This is a genomic window from Myxosarcina sp. GI1 (assembly GCF_000756305.1).
In the GTDB taxonomy this organism is placed as follows: Bacteria; Cyanobacteriota; Cyanobacteriia; order Cyanobacteriales; family Xenococcaceae; genus Myxosarcina.
Genome location: NZ_JRFE01000014.1, coordinates 316,460 through 334,846 on the forward strand (window position 1 = coordinate 316,460; position 18,387 = coordinate 334,846).

Sequence of the window (18,387 nt, forward strand, 5' to 3'; positions counted from 1 at the left end):
GCCTGTTCCCTGTTCCCTAAAGCCTGAATTACTTAAATTCGCTGTAATAAGCTCAAACCATGAGAATCCGTACCGCAGGTACTATAAAGATTATATTTAGCTGCTAGTTGTTTGACTTCCTTAGTCTGTGTCGCGCTGGGCTGCCAGGGTTTAGAATTGCTGTAAGCGTAATAAGTTTCTACTCCATCTATACCCAATTTAGCAGCTGCGGGAATCAACGTGCGAGCGGGAAGGCGATAGCGAGCGGGATGGGCTAAAACCGCTAACCCTCCTGCTTGTTGAATGCTTTTAATTACTTTGTCGGCTTTTGCTCTGGAGTCTCTTAAAGTACTGCCTTGCAAATAAGGTTGAAGATAAGGAGATTCGATATCGAATCCATAACCAAGAATATGTACTTCTGTATCTAAAAGTTTGGCAGTTATTTCAACTCCAGTCCAAATATACGGTAGAGTTTTGCCACCGTTTTGGTGACGCAATTTTGGTAAACTTTGTTGTATATCGAGATAACCATCAACAGTATGATGATCGGTAATTGCCAATCCCGTCATTCCAATTCTTACTGCTTGCTGAATCAAGCCATAGGGAGACATTCTGCCGTCAGAAAATATCGTGTGCAGATGAAAATTGTAGTTGTAAGGACAGCTATTTTCGTGAATAGTTAGCCAAGCTTTCTTAAGAGTAGAAGTGTCAAGAATGTTTTCATTTGACCGAGACATTTTAATCATACATATTTATTTATTATTTTAATTGTTATCAACACCTTAACAAAATAAAATACCTGCTGACAGCGATCGTAATCGTTAACTAGCTACAATTAACTGAGTTTTTAAGTAAATTGATGCTGCGAAAAGTTATCGTTCGTTAACTATTAATAATTCATATGACTACCTTGCTACCTGCGGTTTTGCCAGTAGGTTTAATTATTTTAGTAGGCTTTATCGTGGGGCGTACTTTGCCCTTACAGCGTCAAACTCTTTCCCAGCTAATTTTATTTGTCTTATCTCCAGCTTTAGTAATTGATAGTTTGTATCGAACTACTTTATCTGCACAAAATTCTCAACGATTATTACTTGGCTTTGCATTAACTTCGTTACTAATTTATCTAGGAATTTGGTTGCTAGGCGCGATCGCTAAATTATCTTTTGCTTCTAGTAAAGCTTTAATCGCGGCGACAGTATTTGCTAACAATGGCAATATGGGTTTACCAGTCGTGACCTTTGCTTTAGGTGCGCCTGGACTAGAGAGAGCGATCGTGTATCTGATAGCTTCTAGTATTTTGATGTTTTGTTTTGGTCCTGCGATTTTGCAAGGCAAAGGAGTTTTGTACGGTGTCAAACTAACTTTAAAGCTGCCGCTGTTTTGGTCGATTTTAGTTGGTTTGAGTCTGCGCTGGTTCGAGCTAAAATTTCCCTTTGAACTAGATACGGGAATTCAAAGACTGGGTGCGGCAGCCATACCGATCGCCCTGATTTTACTCGGTATGCAGCTATCTACTACCCGCTTTCAATTGGGAAAACGAGAACTTGTGGCGATCGCCGTGAGACTATTAATCTCACCGCTTATTGCTTATGGAGTTGGCAGCAGTATACAAATGGAGCAACTAAGTTTGCAGGTATTAGTTTTACAAAGTGCTATGCCTACAGCGGTTAATTCTCTAGTTATCGTCAGCGAATTTGGTGGAGATATCGACTTTATTGCTAGAGCGATCGTTGGTTCGACAATAATTAGTTTTGCAACTCTGCCTTTAGTTTTGTGGTTGCTGTTGGACTGAAAATTTGTCTGATAATTAATGTCTCCCTTGCTCCCTGCACCCCTGCTCCCTGCCAATCTATACATATCAATTAGATGTTGACAAACCACTAAGCATCCATCGGGTTAAGCTGCATCATTTTCCAAGTTACAAATGTACCAACGGGACTCCATAACAGATAGGGAAGCAATAACAAGGCTGCTATACCACTAATAGGTAACACCGTTATAGCTAAAATCAAGCCCAGGACAAAACCAGTACCGCCAATAATCGTGCCGATTTTAAGACTGCGGGTTTTGCACATTACGGGAGTATATATAGAAATCGCCACCTCTACTAATAAATAAAATCCCATCAGCCACCAGTTTTGTGTAGCCTCCCAAACGATATATGCCGACCAGGCACCGCAGATAAAAACCACCGTCCAGATAATCGGAATTGCCCACTCAAAAGTCAGCCACCTCGGACGGGTCAAATGTTTGAACCAACGAATATCTTTGGAATTAAGGGTTTGATTGAGAGCAAAAGCTACTACAAACGTTACTACGCCAATTATTAGCCAAGAGGGAATCATGTTCGAGAATTATAAACTATAGGGGTTGTTGGGGAATTTCTAGAATATCGATGGGAATTACCTTAACTCTTAATTCTACGGGTCGCTCTAGCTCTTTAGCTAATAAATCTCTAGCTTGTTCCAGGCGAGCGCGAGAGATAGCATCTGCCGATGCTACTTCCATTTCTACTAGTAAATAATCCGATTGAGGTTTGACTTCAATCGAGCGAATATCGGAGTTAGAAAAAATTGGCGTTCGACTGCGAACTATTTCATTGACCGTATATCGGACATTTTTTTGGATAATCAAAGTTCTCAAAGAAAAAGTTAGAGGTAGACCTAATAAAGCAATAATCCCTATGGAAAATATTAATCCTTGTTTTGCTCGTTCGATACTGCCATAAGATTGACATAAAAAAACAATTAAGCCGCTAAAAACAATTCCCGTTAGGTTAGTTAAAAATAGTAGTGACGAACCAATAGTTAGAGATTTTTCTCCCAAAGCCAAACCGATACCAATTACGCTCAACGGAGGGACGAGGGCTACTGCGATCGCCACTCCAGGTAAAGCATCGGCGATCCGCCTTCGGGAATTGGCAAAAGCCCCCGCTGCTCCTGCGGCAAGAGCAATTCCCAGATCGATTAAAGTAGGATTGGAACGAGATACAATTTCTGGTCCGACCGTTTTTAATTGAACGATAACGGCAGTTAACCAGGAAATTGCGATTGTTAGCGTTACACCTGTAAAAAGAGTCAAAGTCGAGCGTCTGAGTAAACGTCGATTAGCAACTGAAGCTGAATAAGCAATTCCTACGATTGGTCCGATTAAAGGTGCAATAATCATCGCACCAATAATGATGGCAACGCTATCTCCTAACAAGCCAAATGTGGCAATAATACCCGACATACCCAAGAGAAAATGATAACTCAAGGAAGGTACGGAAGCTCGCCACAAATCGCGATTGAGACTGGCAATTGGAATTGGTTTCTCTGCCAACCAATGCCAATCACCGCTTTGAGTATTCCAAAACTCTTCGATTTTTTTGGTTTGAACGGGAAGTTTTTTACGAAAATAAGACTTAATCCGCTCGAAAATGCTGGGACTGTGAGTAAGAAGTAACATATTTTATCTACAAATAAAAATAATTCGATTTGGTGTTTTGTCTGTTTTATTAATGACGGATAAATAATCCCTTAATAACTCCCCCTGCTCCCAAGCGAAGCGATGCTCCCTGCCCCTTTCAACTTTCCAATCAGATTGTTAACAGACTATTGGTGTTGTCAGGCTCCCATTCCCGAATACTGTCTCAAACCCTTACGCCATAGCCAGCGATTGGCGATCGCAAATAAAATTGTCCAGCCCAAGATGATGGCAATACTCTGTCCGATGTTAACTTCCAACCCAGTTAATAAGGCAGCTGGGAAGTGCATCGTGTAGGGAAAAGGTGTCCACTCCACAATTCGCCTTACTGTAGCGGGAAACACTTCTAAAGGAGCAACAGTGCCAGAGAGAAAAGTATCAAACAGAAACCAAAATTGCTGAATTGCACTGGCTCTTTCCGTCCAAAAAGCGAGCATGGCAAAAGTGTATTGAATAATAAAGCGCAAGCTAAATGCTAAGGCGATCGCGACTATGTACAGCAAAAGCTGTTTCCAGGTAGGAAACCAAGCTGCATCGGGATAGAGCAAGAAAAACAAACCCGCAAATAAAATTATCAAGGGAATACGAGTCATTTTTTCGGCTAAGTGTCTGGCGACATGATGCCATGCAGGATCGATTGGCTGTAGCAAACGAAAAGAAAGCTTTCCTTCTACTACTTCCCGTTCAAATTCCCAAATTACCCAAATAGTTGTAAATTGTCTGGTCAAAAAAACGCTAAAAAAATAACGTATAAAATCAACCGAACTCAGCCCAAAATTACCATTTTGAGAAGCTTTTACCCACACACCCATTAGAATAATTGGTAGGGAGTTAGATAAAGCCCATAAAAAAATTTCGGCTCTGTATTCGAGCATATGAGCATAATGAGCTAGTAAAATGGTACTGGCTTTTTTATAAATCCATTTCATAATGGCTTCTTTTAGCGATTAAATAAAACTTGAGGCATAAATAATAAGTCAAGCGATAAAAAGTAACAAATGTTTTTCACTTTTCTCAAACCCTTAGCTATTAAAAAAAGCTTATAGCTTATAGCTAAAGGCTTTTTATTAAAATCAATAATTCCTATCGACTCTAAATTTTACAAAAATTAACTTCGATCGTAACTTATTTTACTAAAAATAGTTCTTTAGCAGGATCGATAAGTATAGCTTTTTATTTAAAGTTAATTGTTGATAAACAAAAAAACAATCTCGATACACTCGATTTTATTAATCTATTTAGGAGGAACAAGTGCGATCTTTTTTTAAAAAAAGCCGTCAACTAATCGCTACAGTATTGATAGTTTTGGTCTTTACTACCGTTACGGCTTGTGCTAGCGCACCTACTGCCCAAAACACCGAGCGGTTAGCACCTGGGGCTAACGGACAAGTTTATAGCCAGTTAGAAAGAGGTAACAGTACCGCTGGTCAACAGTTTGGCGACTGGGTTGTAAGTAAAAGTCAGGGACTGATTAAAGATGCTTACGTGCGCGACAACAATAAATTGGGGGTAGTAATTACACCTCAAGTTAGACCAGATGAAGTAAAATCTCTAGCGCGATCGCTCACTCAGGGATTTCATAAAAACTTTCCCGATCGCAACCTATCGGTGTTGGTCTACGCACCCGATAAAGAATTAATCTTGACCACTCAATACGATTTGCAAACGAATCAAGTTCAATACAAATCTTAATTAAAAACAGGTAATTAAATTATGTCTAATAGAGAATACAAACGCCAAATTATGAACGATTTGGCACAAGGTGATGTAGAATCTCTCGACGATACAACCGCCGATAATTTAAGCAGAGAATATCAAAACTTTGATGACTTTGCCCAACGCTCTTCTAGAGAAGAAAGACGTGGTTTGTTCGGTCGTTCGTTCAACCACAATAACGTTTCGCCCGCTCAAATGGAGCCAGAATTGCAGCAGGCAATCTCTAAAATTAAGCCCAACGAACGAGACGATGTAGCTAGAGAGTTTTTCAAACATCTCAAACAAAGAGGCTTGAGCGATCGCGATTTAGAAAGACAGCTAGGTCTATCTACCCATCATGCCAGTCGGATGAATGCTGACGACGTTAGCAAACTAGCTAACTTCACTTATCACTCTCATCCCGATATTTTTCAAGAAGTTATGGCAGACCAGCCAGCGATTCTTAAGTTTCTCAGTAATCCTATAGTAGGTGCGGCTTTGGGTGCAGTAGCTGCTAAATGGTTTGGCGGTAGAAAATAGCATTGAGCTATAGTCATCCTAAAACTGAACTAAACGTTTTGATAGTGCTAACACGGTTGTTAGCACTATTTTTTGTTGCGTTATTTAAAGAAAACTTTTGGCTATGGACTGATAAAGATTTAATAGAAAATATCGGTCAATAATAAAACAACCTAAAAAAACAACCTCTATCTGGCATTCAACAATTGACAATGAGCAATGAGCAATTATCAATGTTCCTCGTTCACTGTTTACTATTCATTGATAACTGCCCTATAGAATAAGATATTCACTGGTTTGAGCTTTTAAATTTATATGAAAGACATCGGTTCGGAATTGCTAGCCAAAAAAGAAACAATTTTAGATAATTGGATTGATGCAGTTCGCCGAGATGCCGAAATTGATAGTGCTAAAAGTTTGGCATATCAGTCGGTAAAAGACAGTCTGCCGTTTATTCTAGAAGCAATCGCCTCATTACTCAACAAAAATAGAGACGATGATAAACCGCAGCAGATAGAAAGAGAAAGTTTGGAACATGGCTTGACCAGAGCCGAGCAAGGATACGATGCCGCTGAAATAGTCCGCGAGTATCGTTTATTGCGTCAGGTGATTTTTACAGTTTTAGAACCAGCTTTACTTACTGGTTCGGGAAGAGAAGTATTAGAAACAGTTAAGACAATTGATACCGTACTCGATAAAGTAATTGCCATATCTTTAGAAAGCTATGTCGAGGCGCGAGTGAATGAGGTCAAACAGGTTCAAAACCAACTCATGCTGACCAATCAAGAATTGACACGTTTGGTAGAGTCGCAAAAAGATAATCTTTCACACCTAGCACACGAATTAAAAAATCCTTTAAACGCTATCGTTAGTTTTTCTACCTTATTGCTACAGCAACAGCAAAAATCGACCCAGGAACCAGGAAATACTTTAAATTTGCAAACTATAGAGCGAGTACTAAATAATGGACAGCAACTGTTACGTTTGATTAATAATGCTTTAGAGGTTTCTCGCTATGAAAGCGATCGCATCGAGTTAAATTTAAAACCAGTAGAAGTTAAAACTCTAATTCAGGATATCACTAATGCTTTAGAAACCTCTATTGGCGATAAAGAAATTGAAGTTATCCTAGATTGTGCTAATGCTCCAGAAACTATTATCAGCGACCCTTTACGTTTACGCCAAATTATTTCTAATTTGGTTAGTAACGCTTTGCGCTATACCGAGCGAGGAAAAATTGAGATAACCTGTAGTCAGCCAGATGAAAGTTGCTGGGTATTTTCTGTTAGCGATACTGGTAGAGGTATTAGTTTGGAAGATCGGCAGCAAATTTTTGAGCCTTTTTATCGCGTGGGTTCTCAAGAAGATTATTTACCACAAAGCACTGGTTTGGGTTTGGCGATTGTGAATAAACTAGTAAAGCTCTTTCAAGGACAAATAGAACTTCAATCGGAGTTGGGCAAAGGTTCGGCTTTTACCGTAACTTTACCACAAAAGTTGCAGAACCAATCGTCCTAAGACATAGCTGTCGCGATTGATATTATATCAAGTACGGATAATCAATTAAAATAGAATGGCATCCATTCAAACAAAGTAGCAGTGCCAAAAAAACTTTTTCTGAGTCAGCATTTGAGTACTTCAGAACTATTAGACAGATATCGTAATGCCAATAACGTAATACAGAAAAGCCACTATCAAGTAATCTGGTTACTATCGACAGGTAAAATTTCAAAACAAGTAGCCGAAATAACAAGCTACACTCAGACTTGAATTTATCAGCTAATCAATCGATACAATAGAGTTGTCGGGAAATAAGAATAAAAATCCTTGAAACCTCTTTCATACAAAGCTTTCACCAATTTAAAGCATAAATCAATAAAATCCATTACTGGTATGCCTTTCACCGATGTCAGTCACGATTTCCCAACAAGTTTAATAGTCTCCAGGCACAGCCAGTTACCAAAACGTAGAGGATTCCTTGGATCGCCCACATCATGTTTACGGTGCGAGGTCTTCCTGTAGTTTTTGCTGAGGGTAAAAGAGAATATAACAATTCATAATGCTTAGGGATTAGCTGTGTAGTGTAAGTTATAGTCATGGCTTTCTAGATGGTTGTTTAGACGTTGAACTTTATTCAACCTACAGTCTAGAAAGTTTTTCTCTTTCAATACTTGTGTTTATTTTTACTTTCCAAACATCCTCTGAGACAAAATTCTACAATTAGATAACCTCGATTAGTTTTTTGCGGTTTAAAAATATTATTTGTTTTTGGTTTTTAATATTACCTAAATTGCTAACTTGGTAATTAGGAAGACTTTGTATTTTTACTTAATATTCAGGGCTATAGCGAAGTGCTATTGATATTTCATACATTATATTTAATGCGATCGCATAATCTATAAAATTATGTTTGTTGTTTTTTTTGAATTGGTAGAATCAATTTTATTTTTTGCATAAAAAAAGTTGTCATACAAAAAAAATTAAATAAATCTAAATTTGCTTTCATTTTTTTGTTGTTAATTTGAAAAACAAAAATTCTTGCAAATAGCAACTTTGTGTTTTATTTCCGTAAAACTTACATGACAAGAGTAGAGGACGAAAACACAAGGCTCAGACACTGTGCGCTGGAGCGCACCGCCGTTGCAAAAGCAACGTCGAATCGACGTATGTCGATTGCTCGTCTTCATCGCAAAACCTTATGCTATTCCAAGTCTCTGTTCATGCTCCGATAAACAATTAGTCTTTTGCTTCATTATCTTAAGTTTAAAACTATTACTACGATCGCTTGAATCATTACTTATTCAGCAACGCCCTTTTTACTCAGTTATCCCCTGCTTTTCATGACTTTATCCAACCAAGCTTCAAAGCGATCGCCTAAAGCAGAGAGTGAATACTCGGTTTCTGCCTGTAAACGGCACTGTCGGCGGTCAATACTGTCAATTTTATCGATCGCTGCTACTAATTCTTCGATGCGATCGGGTTCGACCAAAAAGCCTGTTTCACCATCTCTAATAATTTCAGTAGGACCTCCACGAGCATAAGCAATTACAGGTACGCCACAGGCAAGAGCCTCAATTGCCACATTGCCAAAAGCTTCGAGCCAGCGAGGAGTCATTAACAGAGCGCGACACTTACCTAATTCTCTCTGTAAATCTTCTGTACCTAAAAACCCAACATATTCTAATGGTGCATTGGGAAAATCCCGACATATCTGCTGCCAATAATCTGTATCTTGCATTTTGCCAAAAATTTTGAGCGGTAGTTTAGTAATGTTTGCTGCCGCTACCGCGTCTTCTAAAGCTTTTTCAGGGGCAATACGACCCAACCAAGCTAAACTGCGTTGCGGAGAATTATTAAACTGATAGAGAGATAGATCGATCGCGCTACCTAAAATTTCACAGTCATCTCCGAAAGGAAAACTTGCTGCCTGAGACTTAGTATAAACCCCAAAAGTATGAGGGTATTGCTTTATCGTCTCGCTCATAATGCGATCGGTTGCCACCGTCATCGAACCCATACTAATAAAGTGAGCGATTGGACGCTGGAAAAAGGGAGTTAAATAAAATGGCAGCCAGTCAAAAGCAAAATTGATGATAATATCCCAGTCTTTCTGTACTCTATTAGCGTAGGCACACATATTAGCTAAGACTGAATTGTCGGGTAAATCTACAGGAACATCTCGACTTTGAGTCTGTACGGGAATGTGTAAATTTCCAGCAATCTCTATAACTGCAAGATAGGCAACTGTAGAACCAACAGGAGCGACTATTTGCAATTGATGACCCCGACTCTGAAGCTCTCTAGCAACATTTTGAATAGTTAATTCTATCCCTCCACCTTGTCCAGAGCCTAAAGCTCCTACAGAAGTAGACAAAATAAGTATTTTCAGCATATTCTATCTAAAAAGATTTTTCTAAAGTTCTAGAGTATCTTGCCATCTCGTTTAAATATCGATTAATTATCGAAAAACCATCGAGGCGATCGCTTCAGTTTATTTATCTCGGTCAAATTTATGATTGGCATATTCAGTAAAAATATCTCTATCATTATTTTTATATGGTGAAAATTTACAAAAAACAAAAGTTTAAAATACTCGATTTGGCAGTAGCGATCGAGTCTTTTGTTGAAGTTCAATTACAGTAAGACTAAAAATATTAATGAGCGATCGATTAATTCGGGCAACAGCAGCCGAAAACAGCATCAGAGCCGTAGGAGTGATTAGCACTCGTTTGACAGAAGAAGCCCGTCAAAGACATCAACTTTCTTATGTAGCTACGGCAGCTTTGGGCAGAGCAATGGCTTCGGGGTTGTTGTTAGCCTCCAATATGAAAAAAGAAGGTTCGAGGGTCAATATTCACGTAAAAGGTAACGGACCTTTGGGAACGATCCTCGCCGATGCAGGTGTAGATGGTACCGTTAGGGGTTACGTGCAGCATCCTAAAGTCGAACTGCCTCCTAACAGTCGTGGTAAGCTCGATGTTGGCGGGGCTGTCGGACATCAAGGGTACTTATACGTCGTTCGCGATGTTGGTTATGGATACCCTTATTCCAGTACGGTAGAATTAGTTTCGGGAGAAATTGGCGAAGATGTTGCCAACTATTTGGTTAATTCAGAGCAAACTCCCTCAGCTTTATTGGTAGGGGTGTTTGTTGGTGCGAGTGGCGTAACTGCCGCAGGGGGGCTATTACTACAGGTATTGCCTAAAGCCGCTCGCGATGATTCTTTGGTATCCTTATTAGAATCTCGCGTCTCTCAATTATCTGGCTTTACACCTCTGTTACGGGAGGGAAAAACCCTGCAAGAAATTATGGAACAGTTACTGGGAGATTTAGGTTTATCAATTTTACCAGAAGTACAAATGGTGAGATTTAACTGCGGTTGTTCTTTCAATCGAGTTCTGGGTGCTTTAAAAATGTTAGGTGAAGCAGAACTACAGGACATGATTGAAAAAGATGAGGGGGCAGAAGCTATTTGTCAGTTTTGTGGTGAAGTTTATCAGGCTAACGAAGCAGAATTAGCACAATTGATTACCGATTTACGAGCCGAATCTACATAAATTTTTTGGCAGAATTTTGTTAATCTAAATCTATTCTTAATCAAAACGACAAATTTAAGAAATTTGGCTACTAAGATCGAATGATAAGATGAAAGACAATTCTACCGCTAATTATTGTAATGGTAGAAAATAGTCAAGATTAGTTGCTTTATTTTGGTTGACTTATGGCGATCGAACAAAATCCCAAAGACTGCGGCGATACTTCCAAAGATAAATTTATTGATGAAAGTCAAAAAAATCCGCCGCCAGAATCTAAAGCTACGATCGATAATAATAGATTAATGCGTCGCGATCGCCGCCAGCAGCCAGCAAAGCCTGCTCAAACGGATACTCTCGGTCAAACTACAACCAATGTCGGGCGCACTGCCAACGTAAAAAGGAATATGATTAGTAGCAAAGCAAAACTACACCGAGAAAAATCCTCAGTACCTAAAAGCCGTTGGTGGCAAACCTGGCAGTTTTGGGGGATTTTGCTAATTATTTGTTCTGGCGGCATGGGTTATGCTGCTACCTCAATGCTATTAAGTTTACCGAAAACTCAAAGCTGCAATCGAGTGTTTTGGCCCTTTGCTTCGGCAGCCGTAAGAATCTATTGCGCTCAAACGGCAGCAGAAAACGGCAGCGTTAAGGGTTTGTTAGAGGCGATCGATCTGGTTGCAGTATTACCAGAAGACCACCCTCTGCATTCGGAAATCAATCGCAATGTTGAAAAGTGGGCAACAAAAATCCTAGAAGTTGGCGAGACAGAATTTCAACAGGGAAATCTCAAACAAGCGATAAAAATCGCCAGACAGGTACCAAAGAAGGTAGAAGCTCGTAGTTTGGTAGAAGATAAAATTGACAGTTGGCAAGAGATTTGGCAGAGAGGAGAAAAAAATTATGCCGAAATCGAAAAAAGATTGCGGGATGCTAACTGGGGAGAGGCATTTTCCTGGGCAGTACGGCTGACAGAAATTCCCAATCAATATTGGGCAACTACTAAGTATCAAGAAAGCATTAATAATATCAACATCGCTCAGGAAGAAAACGCCACACTCTATAAAGCAGAAAAGCAACTCGAATCAGGAGATCTTGACGGACTGTTTTATGCTCTTGATAAAGCTGACGAAATTGACAAAGATAGCTATGCTTACCAACAGGCAAGAGAGATTTTAGCTAAAGGCAAAAATAAATTATTGGCTATTATCGATAGCTCTATAGAAGAGGGCAACTGGAGACAGTTGTTGAGAGTTGTCAATCGCATACCTCAAAGTTTGGAACTGGGTTCGCAAGTGCGGGAATGGAATATTTTAGCTAGTGCTGGTACTAGTGCCGATCTCGATACGGTATTTGGTTTGGAAGAGGCAATCGTCGAAGCGCGAAAATTAGATAAAGATAGTTCTTATTACCAGCTGGCACAGCGATTAATCGCTCGCTGGGAATTAGAAATAGATGATGTGGCACATCTGACCGAAGCGCGCCAGTTAGCCCAACTAGGTACAGTCAAAAACTTAAATATGGCAATTTCTGAAGCCAACTTAATTCCTAGTTCCAATCCTCGCTACTCTGAAGCCCAGCAGGAAATTGCTGAGTGGCGTAGAGATATTCAGATAATTGAAGATCGACCTATTTTGGATCGAGCTACGGAGTTAGCTGTCGCTAACAACCCAGAAGCGTGGCGCAGAGCTATTTCCGAGGCTCAATTAGTTTCTGCTAATAGTCCCCTTTATAGCGAAGCCAGAAACTACATTAGTAGATGGCAGTACAATATTCAAAGACAAGAAGATTTACCTTATTTAGAGCGAGCCGAATCTTTGGCAAATATTGAAAATTATCTAGCGGCAATCGCCGAAGCCGACAAAATTGGTTCGGGAAGGGCATTATATCAAGAGGCGCAAAACAAAATTAGTCTCTGGCGTAGTGAGATTGCTGCTGAAGAATATTTGCGTCAAGCTTATGATTTGGAAGAACAGGGAACTCCACAGGCTTTAGCTAAAGCGATCGAAGTCGCCAGACAGACTTCTTCTAGTAGCTCTCGTTATAGTGAAGTCGTGGAAAATGCCAATCGCTGGAGTCAAGAAATTCTCGACATGGCACAACGAGCTTCCTTTAGTTCGCTGCGAAGAGCGATCGCTATTGCTCAACTAGTACCAAGAGGTACCACAGCTCATTCTCAAGCGTTAGACGATATTCAGAGATGGGAAACCGAGTTAAATCCTCCCGAGCCAGAAGCACCACTACCTCCAAGGTTTAAATTAGAAAAACGCGAAAAAAATCGTTAGGTAATGGGCAAATAATTAGACAATTCAACATGAAGTTAAATAGAACTACTTGGCTATCGCTGTTGCTGGCAATTATTTTTAGTGGTGGAGTTTATGGTTACGAACTGGTCAGAAGTAAACAAGGAGTGTCCCAAGCCAATACAACTTCATCTCAGCAATTATTTCAGCTTCAAGAAGCAGATATTCAACAAGTAGTTATAGAGAAACCTGAGTTGACTTTGGAGTTAGTTAAAACTGGAGATCGTAGCAGTCCTTGGCAACTAAAAAGCCCTCAAGATGTCCCTGCTAATATGGGTACGGTTGCTTTTTTGCTAGACTTGCTCGCTAGTGGTAAACCCCAGCGCACTTTTATAGTCTCTGCCGATAAGCGATCGCAATATGGTTTAGACAATCCTATAGCTACCGTTACTTTTAAATCTGACAATAAAAGCCAACAAATTATTTTAGGGCGATCGGGTCTTAATGAAGACACTATATATGCTCAAATTGTTTCACCTTCTACAGGGGCAACGGCAACTGAAGTCTCACTAGTCTCAAAAAATTGGCAATATGCCGTAGAACGGGATTTAGAAGCCTGGAAACAATCGACTGTAATTAAATAAAATAAGTCTTAAGTTAAAATTTTTACTTGAATTTATGCCTGGCAGCCCAAAAACTAATTGTTAACTGTTTTTTACATTAGTTTACAATCTGTTAATATAAAATATATCAGCTTATATTAACTTTTATCAAAATTTCACTCAATGTCGGTCAATATCTTTAGTAAACCTAATCTTAACAATACATTTACTTTTAATTCTTATAGAAACAAAGCCGCAGGCTATGGAAGCGAGGCTCATTTGCCTCTACTGTCTTCTGAAAGCTTAAATTGCACTTTTTTAAGCGATCGCCAAAAATATACTTCTCAGTCCTACTGGAATGCTACCGAAGTCGATCGTCCTCAGAAAAAAACTCGGTTGTCAATCGAAAATTATCAAATTAAACATCAAGGAATTAATACTTTAGATATTGTCTTAGAATACAGCTACCACTATAGATTAGCTACTGTAAATGCTTTAAGCACCGATTTAATTTTTCGGCAACTAAATTTATTGCTACTGAATTATCCTAATGAAGAAGACTTTTGGGAGGTAATGAATTGTTATTTAACAGAGCAAATCTTAAAGCTAAATCCCATACTGTCAGAGGTTACAATTGTCATAGCCGTTCATCCTAATAGCGAATTTCCCTATCATCGCTCGTCTACAGTAAACCAGTCTAACTGCGGCAGTCGTTTAGAAACTTGGCATTTTAATTTTCCTTTCAGCTTCATCGACTCAATAGACAAAAAGTACGCTGCGTATAAAGTCAATGTTGACTACACTTACAATATCGACTCCTTAGATTTTCCCTATCCAGACTTTGTAGTTATCTACAAACAAATTGAAAACTTGCTAGTCGAAGATTGGAAAAATGAATCTTGGGCAAATGCACAGAGCAATTTAAAAAATCTTTTATTAAAAGAAAATTCAACTCTCAAATCGATATCAGTTGAGTTAGAACAATTGCCACAGAGAATAAAAATGAAGAGTTTTGGGTTGTGAGTGTCTTTGGTTATTGGCAAGCTACCCCAGGTGCGAACCTGTTGATAGCAACAGAATGCACTTCTAAATAGAGCGAGCAGTACTAAATGAGCTAGTAAAAGAGGTAGCAATATCAGATTTAGCCGACATTCCGCAGAAATAAAAAAATAACTGAATAATTATCGGAAGAATCAAGTCTGGATATCAAATCAAGTTAAATTAAAGAAAAAGTTGATGGTATGTTAAAAATCATGACACCATCAACAGCAGAAGTAAAAGTTAAAGACCTAAATCACTGTGGAATAATCGCAGGAATAATTGATGAAATTGGGCTAGTAGAGGAAATAGACAAAATTATCGCTTCTCATGGCAACCAAAAAGTAACAACAGGGCAAGCAGTGAAAGCCATGATTATCAATGGCTTGGGCATGATTAGCTCTCCATTATATCTGTTCCCAAAATTCTTTGAGGGTAAAGCTACAGAACATTTACTGGGGGAAGGAATATTACCAGAACATCTTAATGACGATATGATGTGAAACTAATTCCACATTTTAGTCACGGCAAATCTGGTAGACCCCCTCAAAATCAACTCCCAACTCAGGTTCATTACCAAATTGATGCTAGTTTGATTCCTAATCTAAATGCTATTGCTCTAGAAGAACGAAAAGCAGGAAGATTTATTCTGGCAACTAATGTCTTGGACAAACATCAGTTGAGCAATGACCAATTGTTGATTGAGTATAAAGCACAACAATCTACTGAGCGAGGTTTTCGATTTCTCAAAGAGCCTTTGTTCTTTACCAGTAGTGTTTTTCTTAAATCCCCAAAACGGATTGCTGCTTTGGCAATAGTTATGGGCTTATCTCTTTTAGTTTATAGTCTGGGTCAACGTGCTTTACGACTAGCTTTGGCAACCGCAGGGCAAACTATTCCTAATCAGTTGGGCAAACCGACTACTTCCCCTACTCTACGTTGGGTTTTTCAATGCTTTATGTCGGTTCATCTTGTTTCCTTCGGTGGAGTCAAACAAATTAGTAATCTTACTAGTGAACGAAGTCACATTCTTCAGTTTTTTAATTCCTATTGTCGTCAATATTATCTGCTCTCTTAAACTTTTCTGCGGAATGTCGGTTTAGTATAATTTGAGTTGGCGATCGCGGTGTGGAAATTACTTTATTCTCTCTTACAACCAATTCCCTACTAATACATAGGGTGCCCAAAAACCAGGGCGTGCATATTGAGGATATTTTTTTAATAACATTACTTGAGCGCGACGTAAAGCTTCGGCTTTAGTTACCTTGTTGTGGGTCAACTCGCGATAAAATTCACCCATCAAAATCGCCGTACCGCGATCGCTGATATTCCATAATGAAGCGAGTGTGCTACGAGCACCTGCTTTTACCGATGTACCAGCCAAACCCAAGATCGCTCGATTATCCCCTGCGGCAGTTTGACAGGCACTTAGCACTAATAATTCTAAAGAGCGATCTCGTCGGTTTGCATCGCGACGACGTAGGAGGCGATCGAATTGAGTAATGTTAATCGCACCGTCAGCGGCGAGAATAAAAGTATCCTCTGGACTGGAACTAAATTGACCGTGAGTTGCTAAATGTAAGATATTGAATGGAGTAGTATTAACATTCTCTTCTATAGTATTACTGGTAAATTCTTCATTTAAGAGTTGTTTGTTAGTTACTCCCGTCTGTTCGATAAGATTAAATTCAGACTTAATGTCTGGTAGAGGAGGAAACTGCGGAAATTCTGGAGGGGGTTCTACCAATCCAGCAGCAAGTACCTGGAGAGATTCAGGTGCCAGGGTTTTGGGGGGGAATAACTGCAATCCCAAACTTAGAGCGATCGCATATTTTTCTATTAGATATTGCCGACCATCATATAAAACAGACATGGGGATATTGCGTAATGCCCCATCGAGAACGAATACTAAGGTGTTGACCTCCTGAGTTTCTAGATCTGATTCAATATCTTTAATCAACCAATTATAAACCTCTTGGGACAGCAGCTGAATATCTTCTGTGCGGTCTGGTTCGAGTATGTATTGGCGAATTTGTTGCAGGGTTGCCTCAACCTCTTCTTTGGATTTGTCAATCGTAAAGTAGCGTAAGGGTTGTTGGGGAATTTTAACGATTACTTGGAGTTGCTGGGGCAAGATAATCGGATAAATAATCGCTGTCGTCGGATTGTCTCGGTCTACTACGTTATCAACTAAAATTGTATTGGTATCAATACAAGCTTCACGAAAATAATTATCTAATTCTGCTATTTGTAGAGCTTCAATTCTATTTCTGGCTTTGTTTAAAATTGCTTCGCTGGGATTATCTTTCTGTGATTCAAACAGTAAAGCAACGGATTCTCGATAGACGGGTTCTACACTTTTTTGAAAAGAGTATTGTAAATCTGGATTTACCGCTACTAAGTCGTTACGAAGGGCTTGCAAATTTTGCACCGCATTATCATAAGCTGTAATTGCCCCTGCAATATCTCCTCTGGCTTTTAACAACCGCCCTAATTGCCAATACCAACGATAGGAAATATCTGAGGCATTAATTGCTTTAGCGATAGACAATGCCTGTTGGGTATAATTTTCGGCATTGCCAAACTGTTGGCTTTTTTCGTATATGTTCCCTAAAGTACCTAGTGCCAAACTTTTTGCCCGTCTATCTCCTAAATCAGTTGCCTGTTCTACTGCTGTAGTGCAAAATTGAACGATTGTTTCTGGTTGTATGCCTAATTCCCATAAATTTTGTGCTAGATTAAGCCGAGCATATACTGTTTCTTGAGATACTGGTAAATTTGCTAATTGAGATCGTATTTTGGGAAATATTTCTCGTGCGGTAATAAAATTTTCCCCCTCGACTAATAAACTCAATAGATTAATTTGAGCTTGAACTTTGGTGATGGGGTTGGGAGTAACGGCAGCAGCTTCTCGATAAAATTCCAGGGCATTAGAAAAATTTCGTTCGATTTGAGCGGTATTGCCCAGGCTCAATAAAGCAGCACCTACATTTTCTTTAGAACGTAACTTTTGAGCAATAATTTTACTTGATTCTAGTACCTTGCGAGATTGCTTTAAATCTCCTGCCAATTGTAAAGCATCGCCCAGCATCCTTAACTCCACTGCTATAACTATGGAATCAGGCTGCGATTTTAACTGTTGTTTTAATTCAGTTAAAGTATTTAAACTACGACGATAAAACCCTAAAATTTGCCATGCTTGAGCTTGATTGAGACGAGCGCGGGTAATTCCATTACTATTATTTAATTGCTGATAAATTGTTTCTGCACGCTGCCAAGTTTTTAAAGCTTCTTCAACCTGTCCTAAATCTAATTGAATACTGCCTTGAATATTTAAACTAGAAGCAATAACAGCAAAGTCTCGAGCAGCAGGAAACTGTTCCAATATGCTCAAACTCTGGGCAATAGATTGCTCTGCTTTATCTAACTGACCCGATTTTTGGTACATCAATGCCAAATTACTAAGAGCAATAGCCTGTCTTAGTCTATCTTCTTGCTTCTCGTAGTTGGTTACAGCCTGTTGTAGAAGTTCGATAGATTGTTTAAATTGACCAGCTTCATAAAGTTGTTTTCCCTGCTGTAGGTAGTTAGAGGATGAATTTACCAACTGCGGTCTTTCTATTTGAGCTGCTACAGGATAACTCGTAACACAGATAAAAGCAGTCAAGCAAACCAAGGAGATAAAAACAGGTAAATAGCCAACTTTTAAGCGACGGATAAATTTGCGAGTGTTGCGATCGCTCTGAATTTTTTTACTAGTTTGCTGCCAACGCTTATAACTATTTACCCTGTTATTCATTTCTGCCCCTCTTG

15 protein-coding genes and 1 pseudogene are annotated in these 18,387 nt (G+C 39.2%); 9 read left to right on the top strand and 7 right to left on the bottom strand.

Features of this window, described 5'->3' with window-relative positions; translation table 11 throughout:
* Positions 1–32 precede the first annotated feature (32 nt).
* A complete protein-coding gene (locus tag KV40_RS08335) occupies positions 33–716 on the bottom strand; it encodes a PHP domain-containing protein (RefSeq protein WP_253274195.1) in 684 nt (227 codons plus the stop codon).
* A gap of 164 nt (positions 717–880) precedes the next feature.
* Here KV40_RS08335 and KV40_RS08340 point away from each other — a divergent pair, with 164 nt between their 5' ends.
* Positions 881–1,771, top strand: coding sequence for an AEC family transporter (locus KV40_RS08340; RefSeq protein ID WP_036479859.1), 891 nt, complete (start codon positions 881–883; stop codon positions 1,769–1,771).
* Between the two features lie 88 nt (positions 1,772–1,859).
* Here the strand turns inward: KV40_RS08340 and KV40_RS08345 are convergent, their stop codons facing one another.
* From KV40_RS08345 to KV40_RS08355, 3 genes are all read right to left on the bottom strand, one after another.
* Positions 1,860–2,324 (bottom strand): TspO/MBR family protein, encoded by a 465-nt coding sequence (locus tag KV40_RS08345; protein WP_036479861.1) that lies wholly within the window; start codon positions 2,322–2,324, stop codon positions 1,860–1,862.
* A gap of 16 nt (positions 2,325–2,340) precedes the next feature.
* The gene (locus KV40_RS08350) at positions 2,341–3,426 is read right to left on the bottom strand and encodes a TIGR00341 family protein (protein ID WP_052055473.1); all 1,086 of its coding nucleotides are present in this window, start codon (positions 3,424–3,426) and stop codon (positions 2,341–2,343) included.
* Positions 3,427–3,584: 158 nt separating this feature from the next.
* Entirely contained in the window at positions 3,585–4,373 is a 789-nt protein-coding gene (locus KV40_RS08355) for an ABC-2 family transporter protein (RefSeq protein WP_036479863.1), read from the bottom strand.
* Between the two features lie 322 nt (positions 4,374–4,695).
* Here KV40_RS08355 and KV40_RS08360 point away from each other — a divergent pair, with 322 nt between their 5' ends.
* The 3 genes from KV40_RS08360 to KV40_RS08370 all read left to right on the top strand — a co-directional run bounded on the left by KV40_RS08360 (position 4,696) and on the right by KV40_RS08370 (position 7,176).
* Positions 4,696–5,136, top strand: coding sequence for a hypothetical protein (locus KV40_RS08360; RefSeq protein WP_036479866.1), 441 nt, complete (start codon positions 4,696–4,698; stop codon positions 5,134–5,136).
* 21 nt (positions 5,137–5,157) lie between these two features.
* The gene (locus KV40_RS08365) at positions 5,158–5,679 is read left to right on the top strand and encodes a hypothetical protein (protein ID WP_253274196.1); all 522 of its coding nucleotides are present in this window, start codon (positions 5,158–5,160) and stop codon (positions 5,677–5,679) included.
* A 294-nt stretch (positions 5,680–5,973) separates the two neighbouring features.
* The gene (locus KV40_RS08370) at positions 5,974–7,176 is read left to right on the top strand and encodes a sensor histidine kinase (protein ID WP_036479871.1); all 1,203 of its coding nucleotides are present in this window, start codon (positions 5,974–5,976) and stop codon (positions 7,174–7,176) included.
* Between the two features lie 391 nt (positions 7,177–7,567).
* On the opposite strand, the gene KV40_RS33260 is transcribed toward KV40_RS08370, so the two are convergent.
* Positions 7,568–7,756 (bottom strand): transposase, encoded by a 189-nt coding sequence (locus KV40_RS33260; protein WP_072013797.1) that lies wholly within the window; start codon positions 7,754–7,756, stop codon positions 7,568–7,570.
* 726 nt (positions 7,757–8,482) lie between these two features.
* Positions 8,483–9,550: a glycosyltransferase family 4 protein gene (locus tag KV40_RS08380; protein ID WP_036479873.1), complete on the bottom strand. Its 1,068-nt coding sequence runs from the start codon at positions 9,548–9,550 to the stop codon at positions 8,483–8,485.
* 265 nt (positions 9,551–9,815) lie between these two features.
* Here KV40_RS08380 and hslO point away from each other — a divergent pair, with 265 nt between their 5' ends.
* From hslO to KV40_RS08410, 5 genes and pseudogenes are all read left to right on the top strand, one after another.
* On the top strand, positions 9,816–10,715 hold the full coding sequence (hslO, locus tag KV40_RS08385) for an Hsp33 family molecular chaperone HslO (RefSeq protein WP_036479875.1): 900 nt from the start codon (positions 9,816–9,818) through the stop codon (positions 10,713–10,715).
* A gap of 164 nt (positions 10,716–10,879) precedes the next feature.
* Positions 10,880–12,976 carry a hypothetical protein gene (locus KV40_RS08390; protein ID WP_052055474.1) on the top strand — a complete coding sequence of 699 codons (2,097 nt, stop codon included), beginning with the start codon at positions 10,880–10,882 and terminating at the stop codon, positions 12,974–12,976.
* A gap of 29 nt (positions 12,977–13,005) precedes the next feature.
* On the top strand, positions 13,006–13,578 hold the full coding sequence (locus tag KV40_RS08395; protein ID WP_036479877.1) for a DUF4340 domain-containing protein: 573 nt from the start codon (positions 13,006–13,008) through the stop codon (positions 13,576–13,578).
* 141 nt (positions 13,579–13,719) lie between these two features.
* Positions 13,720–14,559, top strand: a complete 840-nt coding sequence (locus KV40_RS08400; RefSeq protein ID WP_036479878.1) for a hypothetical protein — start codon at positions 13,720–13,722, stop codon at positions 14,557–14,559.
* Positions 14,560–14,789: 230 nt separating this feature from the next.
* Positions 14,790–15,652 (top strand): annotated as a pseudogene (locus KV40_RS08410) (IS1634 family transposase).
* Positions 15,653–15,724: 72 nt separating this feature from the next.
* Here KV40_RS08410 and KV40_RS08415 read toward each other — a convergent pair.
* Entirely contained in the window at positions 15,725–18,373 is a 2,649-nt protein-coding gene (locus KV40_RS08415; RefSeq protein WP_081942807.1) for a CHAT domain-containing protein, read from the bottom strand.
* Positions 18,374–18,387 lie beyond the last annotated feature (14 nt).